We start from the raw sequence: 6,590 nt of genomic DNA on the forward strand, positions 1-6,590 counted from the left end.
AAGCGTATTAGTGTTAATTAATACACGGGTTTAGGCATAACAAATAATAAAAGGTGAGGGGATGGCCGAAGAACTAAGATTGGTTTTAATTGTGATCAGTGTACTTGTCATAGGTGGCTTATTAGTACATGGTTTATGGTCAGTTAGAAAAAAAGACAGCCCAGAGGTAGCGCCTTCAGAGCGGGTTGAACCAATGCAAGATACACCTTCGCATACACCAGTTGAACCTAAAGAGCCGGTTGTTGCCCAGCGAGATGAGCCGCAATTTGGTGAGCTAAACTTTGATGCAAACGAGCCGCAAATAGATACTAGCGTGGCGCAAACACCCATTGAAGACGACCTGCAAGTAGTTCAAGAGCCAGAGCTAGAACCAGGGCCAGAGAGCGAAAAAGAAGCGCCAGCAGATGTGTCTGACTTTGTTATTGTGCATATTCAAATGCCTGAGGGGCTAAGCATGCAAGGCAGTAAGTTATTGCCTGCAGTAAATACTTTAGGATTTAAATATTCAGAAGAAGGCTTTTTTAATCGCCACATAGACCCTGCAGGGCAAGGTCCAGTGTTATTTAGATTAGTAAATATGTATAACCCAGGTACGTTTGATATTGATAATATGGAACAGTTTAGTACCGCAGGGGTTAGCTTATTTATGACTTTACCTTGTGAAGGCGATGGGCTAGCTGCTTTTAATATGTTACATAGCGCAGCTAAGAAAATTGCCGATGAATTTGGTGCACAAATTTTAGATGCCGAGCGTGAAGAAATGACCGTTGAGCGCGTTCGTCAATATGTTGAGCAGGTTCGTGCATTTTCTGCGTAATTTATACGCACACATTATTTTTATTAAGCCACTTACCTAAAAGTGGCTTTTTTTATGTTTTTTGAGGTTTAAATGTCTAGCAGCATTAGTGAGCAAATTAATCATCTTCGTAGTACGTTAGAGCAACACAACTACAATTATTATGTCCTTGATACACCCAGTATTCCTGATGCAGAATACGACAGACTATTGCGCGAGTTAAGCGCCCTTGAAAGAGAAAACCCAGAATTTTTAACGCCAGACTCACCCACTCAAAAGGTAGGAGGCGCTGCGCTGAGTAAATTTGAACAAGTTGCTCACCAAGTGCCTATGTTATCGCTTGATAACGCCTTTAGTGAAGAAGAATTTAGCGCCTTTAACCGCCGTATTAAAGAGCGTTTAATGAGCCAAGATGAGCTCACTTTTTGTTGTGAGCCTAAGTTAGATGGCTTGGCTGTGTCGATTATTTACCGTGACGGCGTGCTTATGCAGGCCGCAACTCGTGGCGATGGTTTTACAGGCGAGAACATTACACAAAATGTAAAAACAATCCGCAATGTGCCCCTTAAGCTGCGTGGCGATTACCCCGCAGAGCTTGAAGTACGTGGCGAAGTATTTATGGATAGCGCAGGGTTCGAAAAACTAAACAGCGAAGCCGAAAAACGTGGCGAAAAAGTATTTGTAAATCCTCGAAATGCAGCCGCAGGTAGTCTACGCCAGCTTGATTCAAAAATTACCGCTAAGCGCCCGCTAATGTTTTATGCGTATAGCACAGGGCTGGTGGCCGATGGCACAATCCCTGAGGATCACTACCAACAATTGGCAAAATTAACTGATTGGGGTTTACCGCTGTGCCCAGAAACAAAGTTAGTTGAAGGTACGCAAGCGGCTTTAGATTACTACACTGATATTTTAACGCGCAGAAGCGAGCTTAAATATGAAATTGATGGCGTAGTAATTAAAATAAACCAAAAAGCCTTACAAGAGCGTTTAGGGTTTGTTGCACGTGCACCGCGCTGGGCAATTGCTTATAAGTTTCCTGCGCAAGAAGAAATAACCCAGTTACTTGATGTAGAATTTCAGGTTGGCCGCACAGGCGCTATAACGCCGGTAGCGCGTTTAGAGCCTGTATTTGTAGGCGGTGTTACGGTATCAAACGCAACGCTGCACAATGGCGATGAAATAGCCCGCTTAGGCGTAAAGGTGGGCGATACAGTAATTATACGCCGCGCCGGCGATGTTATTCCGCAAATTACACAAGTAGTACTTGAGCGCCGCCCAGATGATGCACGCGACATTGTATTTCCTGCCAGTTGCCCCATTTGTGACTCACACGTTGAAAAAGTAGAAGGCGAGGCCGTGGCTCGTTGTACCGGTGGCTTAGTGTGCCAAGCTCAGCGTAAACAAGCAATAAAGCATTTCGCATCACGCAAAGCGCTTGATATAGATGGCTTAGGCGACAAAATAGTTGATCAGCTGGTTGATAGAGAGCTGGTAAAAACCCCCGCAGATTTATTTATATTAAAACAAGGTCACTTTGAGTCACTTGAGCGTATGGGCCCTAAGTCGGCTAAAAACTTAGTGGATGCGCTTGAAGTTGCAAAAACAACTACGCTTGCAAAGTTTTTATATTCGCTGGGTATTCGTGAGGTAGGCGAGGCCACAGCGCAAAACTTAGCAAATCATTTTTTAACACTTGAAAAGGTAACCCAAGCAAGTATTGAAAGCCTTACACAAGTGAGCGATGTAGGCGTTATTGTAGCAACTCATGTTCGAGGCTTTTTTGATGAGCAACATAATGTAGATGTGGTTAATGCTTTAATTGAACAAGGTATTAATTGGCCAGCGCTAACGCCGCCTTCAGAGGATGAGCAACCCTTAGCTGGGCTAACCTATGTATTAACTGGCACTCTTAATACTTTAAACCGAAACGATGCTAAAGCACGCTTACAACAGTTAGGTGCAAAAGTAGCCGGTAGTGTGTCGGCTAAAACAGATGCATTGGTGGCGGGCGAAAAAGCCGGCTCTAAATTAACTAAAGCACAAGATTTAGGCATAGACATACTTAGCGAAGACGACTTAATTGCACTGTTTGATAAGTACAATGCTTAGGGTAGTAAAATGAGCCGATATGGACCCGAGTACTGGGATAAATACGGAAGCTACCGTACGCCAATTGCATTTCATCTAAGTTTATTGGTGTTACTACGTGCGTATTTTATTTGGGTTATAGCGGCGCTGAGTCGTCGCCCTGAGCTTGATTTAATGTCGCTATTTTTTAAATCTAAAAACGATTTTTTTATCGCAATTTCGATTGGCGCTATTGCGATAGTGCCCACTTTTTTATTTTGCTTAAGACGACCGCGCGACTCTCATCAGCAAAGTGCGCGTTTAGCGATGGTGTGGCGCTACATGCGCTGGCCGTTACTGGTGTGCGCAATAACTGACTTAAGCTGGTTAACAATACAAGCTGCACATAGTCATTACAGGTTTTCACTATTTTTAGCTGTGCAAATGGTGATTGTGTTTTGGGTAATGTGGTACTTGGCAAAGAGTCGTTATTTGCAGGTGTTTTTTAACGATTGGCCAGAGCCTACCGAAAAAGCAGATGATAAAAACGCTAAATAAAAGGGAGCTAAATGGATAACATTAATAAAAAAATTGCCCTTGTAGTGCTTGGTATTGGCATTATTTTAGGCGCTTTGGTGTTGTTTACATCGTTAACTGATCATATTTGGTTTTCTGCCGTAATAGGATTATGGTTATTTGTGTTTTGTTCGTGTTGTTACAGGCTGACACCCGCCTTTAAAAAGCGCAATACGCTTGATAATTTTATTCAGCGCGATGCACAGCACTTAATGTTATTTAGCTTGGCAGGTTTTTTTGATAAAAAATTTGGCCCGCAATGGCTTGTTATTGGCAACATTGAACATATAGAAAGTAAGAACGATGAGCTTATTATTCATAGCAATAACGAGCGACAATTTAGTGTAAGTTTACCCGCACAAAAAAATGACATAGACGCCTACATGAAGCGCATACTTTCAGATCACGAAAAGCAAACTATTCGCTTTAGTTAGGGGCTGTTGAACTTTGCGGATTAAAGTTTGTTCAAACTAGGGGCTATTTAATCGCGGCGCGAAGTTTGTAACCTAGTGGGCTAAGTAAAAGCTGAGCAACAAAGAGTAAATAGCCCCTAGGAAGAACCCGTTGGGCAGCGCCTGTTTGGCATTAATGCTACGTTATCGCCCAATTATGGGGAATAACCACACTGCATAGGCTCTGCCTTGCCTAAATACCAAACAGACTGCGGCAAATTTAACCTTAAAAGATCAACAGACCCTAATCACTTATTAATACCGAAGGAGGCTATTATGCTTACTTGGAATGATGTTATAAATTTTGCCAATAATGGCAATCCTACGCCACGCGAAAAGGTTGTAAAAACAGACGCGCAATGGCAGGCAATGCTAAGTGATGAGCAATATTATGTGGCACGTAAAAAGGGCACAGAACGCCCTCACAGCTCACAAAGTTGCACATTACTAGAACCGGGTAAATACGCGTGTGTATGCTGCGATAATTTACTTTTTGATGCCGATGAAAAGTTTGATAGCGGCACAGGCTGGCCATCATTTACGCAGCCTGCAACTGTCGATGCAATTGGTTATGTGAACGATTTAAGCCATGGTATGCAGCGCGTTGAAGTGGTGTGTAATGTGTGTGATGCACACTTAGGGCATATTTTTCCTGATGGGCCAGCACCGTCGGGTTTGCGCTATTGTGTAAATGCCGCTGCAATGAAAAAGCTTTAATTATATAGTTAGCCTTCAATCTAGATAAAACAGCTATTTTTAGCCGCTAGTTAGCGCTAGGGGGATTGAATATCGAGTTTCATTTCTTTTGCCATATGCAAAATTTTATCTAATCGCTGCGACTGATCTGGCTGCAGTGTAGAGTTACTCAAAAGGGCGTAACACTTTTTAGCAATAACCAAGTTAAAAGTGCCGCCTTTTTGTTTTGTCGAATCAAACAAACACTGTAATAAATTAAGCGCAATGCTTGGGTTACGCGGCATAACTCTAAATGCTTGCGTAAACGCCTCTAACGCCGTATTTAATTGCCCTCTATTAAATTGAGTTACTGCATGGTTGTTAAGCTCTTTAGGGCCCATTTTAATATCGCGACGCTCACTTTGCTGCTGTTGAATGTAACGCAGGTAAGTTGTATCACTCATATTGGGGTGGCGCTTACAATGGCTAATTATTTGGTTAAATAATGTTTGTGCTTTTTGATGAAAACCCAGCTCGTGAAACGCTTTTGCTTTATCAAGTGCCCCATCTACAGAGCGTATTAACGTATCGTCGTCATCAAGTTGCTCTATCAAGCGCTTGGCTTTTTGGTGCTCGTCTTTTAAATAGTGCAAACGCGCATTAAGTACATCAATTTGAGATTGGTTAGCGTTGTTAGGAAACTGCTTTTTTAAATCATTTATGTATTTATTAGTTTGACGTGAAATACGTTGTATTTGGTCTGTTTGATCTGTGGTTAAAGCAAAGTCTATACCGGCACGGGCAGCATTGAGATAGATGTCGGGGCTGTCATGAATAGAATGACGCGCATAGCTGGCTATGTCTTTTTGGGTTAAATAGCTCTTTTCGTAATCGTGGTTTATTAACGAAACATTGCTTAACGATTTTTGTCTTTGGATGTTACGTGGTGCGATATCGACTGCTTGGCTTAAAAAATCTTGTGCCAATTCAAATTGGTTTAGTTTTATTTCTAATCGGCCGAGTAAATCCAGTGCAACTAAACGTGTTTCATGGCGCTCAAGCATGGTTTTTAACATGCGTTGAGCAAGAATATGCTCATTATTAGCAATCAGGGCTTCTACTAAACCAACTTTGGCCCAGGCAAATTTTTGTATGTCTAGCACCGAGGTAAAAAAGTCTTTAGCTTCTTCACTGCGGTTTAGCCTAAGCAATGCATCTCCTTTTAAGCGAAGGAGGATAGGGCTGTATATATTGTTTTTTTTATTTAAAGCGGCATCGATTACTTTTATTGCTTTAGAGTCGTTGCCATCATCTACTAATGTATAAATGCTCTGAAGCTCATTTTTACGTTTTAGAATACGCTCAATCCGCGTTTTTAACTCTTGTACCGTAAATGGCTTTACCAAAAAGTCGTCGGGTTGAAGCTCTAAAACGCTATGCACTAGCGCACCACTGGTTTCTGCAGAAATAAAAATAAACGCGGTGGAGTTTTTTATCAGTTGCTTAACACGGAGTTCTTCGTAGAGTTGGTAGCCGTCTTGGTGTTTGCTTAAATTAAATGAACATACAATTAAATCAAATTGCTCAACCAAACATTGCTCTTTTGCTGCAATTGCATGATCGGCAAAGTGCAACTGCCGAAAGCCAAGCCTTTCTAGCGACTGTTTCATATAGCTTTGAGCGAGGGGCTGCTCTTCCACTATCAGTATTTTGGCTTTGGCGTAGATCTTAGTTGGCATTGGCTTACATGTTGTTTGATTTATCACAGACTATAATCAACAGTTTAGCTGCTTACAAGGGAATTTAACTATTAGCCGAGGTTATTAGAAGATTAAGTTATTTTCATACGTTTAGATGGCTTCATATTATCCTGGCCTTAGCGATTTAAAATCAATGTTTAATTAATAGGTAAAAAGCAGCTCTAAATAATAGTTAAAATAATTTAGGTTTTTGTGGAGTGTTTGTACGTGGCGGGTGATATTGGACTTGAACCAGTGGCACTCGCCTTTATTTGTAAAGGA

Annotated in this window: 6 protein-coding genes; 5 read left to right on the top strand and 1 reads right to left on the bottom strand. The window is 41.6% G+C overall.

Annotated elements, in window-relative coordinates; all coding sequences use genetic code 11:
• The first annotated feature begins 61 nt into the window (after window positions 1–61).
• The 5 genes from zipA to msrB all read left to right on the top strand — a co-directional run bounded on the left by zipA (window position 62) and on the right by msrB (window position 4,611).
• Window positions 62–817, top strand: coding sequence for a cell division protein ZipA (gene zipA, locus CWC04_RS12940; protein ID WP_138685619.1), 756 nt, complete (start codon window positions 62–64; stop codon window positions 815–817).
• A gap of 72 nt (window positions 818–889) precedes the next feature.
• A complete protein-coding gene (gene ligA, locus CWC04_RS12945) occupies window positions 890–2,908 on the top strand; it encodes an NAD-dependent DNA ligase LigA (protein ID WP_138685620.1) in 2,019 nt (672 codons plus the stop codon).
• Window positions 2,909–2,917: 9 nt separating this feature from the next.
• The gene (locus tag CWC04_RS12950) at window positions 2,918–3,424 is read left to right on the top strand and encodes a DUF2919 domain-containing protein (protein WP_004588866.1); all 507 of its coding nucleotides are present in this window, start codon (window positions 2,918–2,920) and stop codon (window positions 3,422–3,424) included.
• 11 nt (window positions 3,425–3,435) lie between these two features.
• Window positions 3,436–3,876: a hypothetical protein gene (locus tag CWC04_RS12955; protein WP_055018776.1), complete on the top strand. Its 441-nt coding sequence runs from the start codon at window positions 3,436–3,438 to the stop codon at window positions 3,874–3,876.
• A gap of 294 nt (window positions 3,877–4,170) precedes the next feature.
• Window positions 4,171–4,611 (top strand): peptide-methionine (R)-S-oxide reductase MsrB, encoded by a 441-nt coding sequence (msrB, locus tag CWC04_RS12960; RefSeq protein ID WP_064384881.1) that lies wholly within the window; start codon window positions 4,171–4,173, stop codon window positions 4,609–4,611.
• Window positions 4,612–4,667: 56 nt separating this feature from the next.
• Here msrB and CWC04_RS12965 read toward each other — a convergent pair whose 3' ends face one another.
• Window positions 4,668–6,308, bottom strand: a complete 1,641-nt coding sequence (locus tag CWC04_RS12965) for a response regulator (protein ID WP_138685621.1) — start codon at window positions 6,306–6,308, stop codon at window positions 4,668–4,670.
• Window positions 6,309–6,590: the final 282 nt, after the last annotated feature.

This window comes from Pseudoalteromonas sp. S2893 (assembly GCF_005887105.1).
In the GTDB taxonomy this organism is placed as follows: domain Bacteria; phylum Pseudomonadota; class Gammaproteobacteria; order Enterobacterales; family Alteromonadaceae; genus Pseudoalteromonas; species Pseudoalteromonas atlantica.

Coding starts and splice junctions, on each gene's coding strand:
- zipA (WP_138685619.1), top strand. CDS start 62: ATGGCCGAAGAACTAAGATTGGTTTTAATTGTGATCAGTGTACTTGTC.
- ligA (WP_138685620.1), top strand. CDS start 890: ATGTCTAGCAGCATTAGTGAGCAAATTAATCATCTTCGTAGTACGTTA.
- CWC04_RS12950 (WP_004588866.1), top strand. CDS start 2,918: ATGAGCCGATATGGACCCGAGTACTGGGATAAATACGGAAGCTACCGT.
- CWC04_RS12955 (WP_055018776.1), top strand. CDS start 3,436: ATGGATAACATTAATAAAAAAATTGCCCTTGTAGTGCTTGGTATTGGC.
- msrB (WP_064384881.1), top strand. CDS start 4,171: ATGCTTACTTGGAATGATGTTATAAATTTTGCCAATAATGGCAATCCT.
- CWC04_RS12965 (WP_138685621.1), bottom strand. CDS start 6,308: ATGCCAACTAAGATCTACGCCAAAGCCAAAATACTGATAGTGGAAGAG.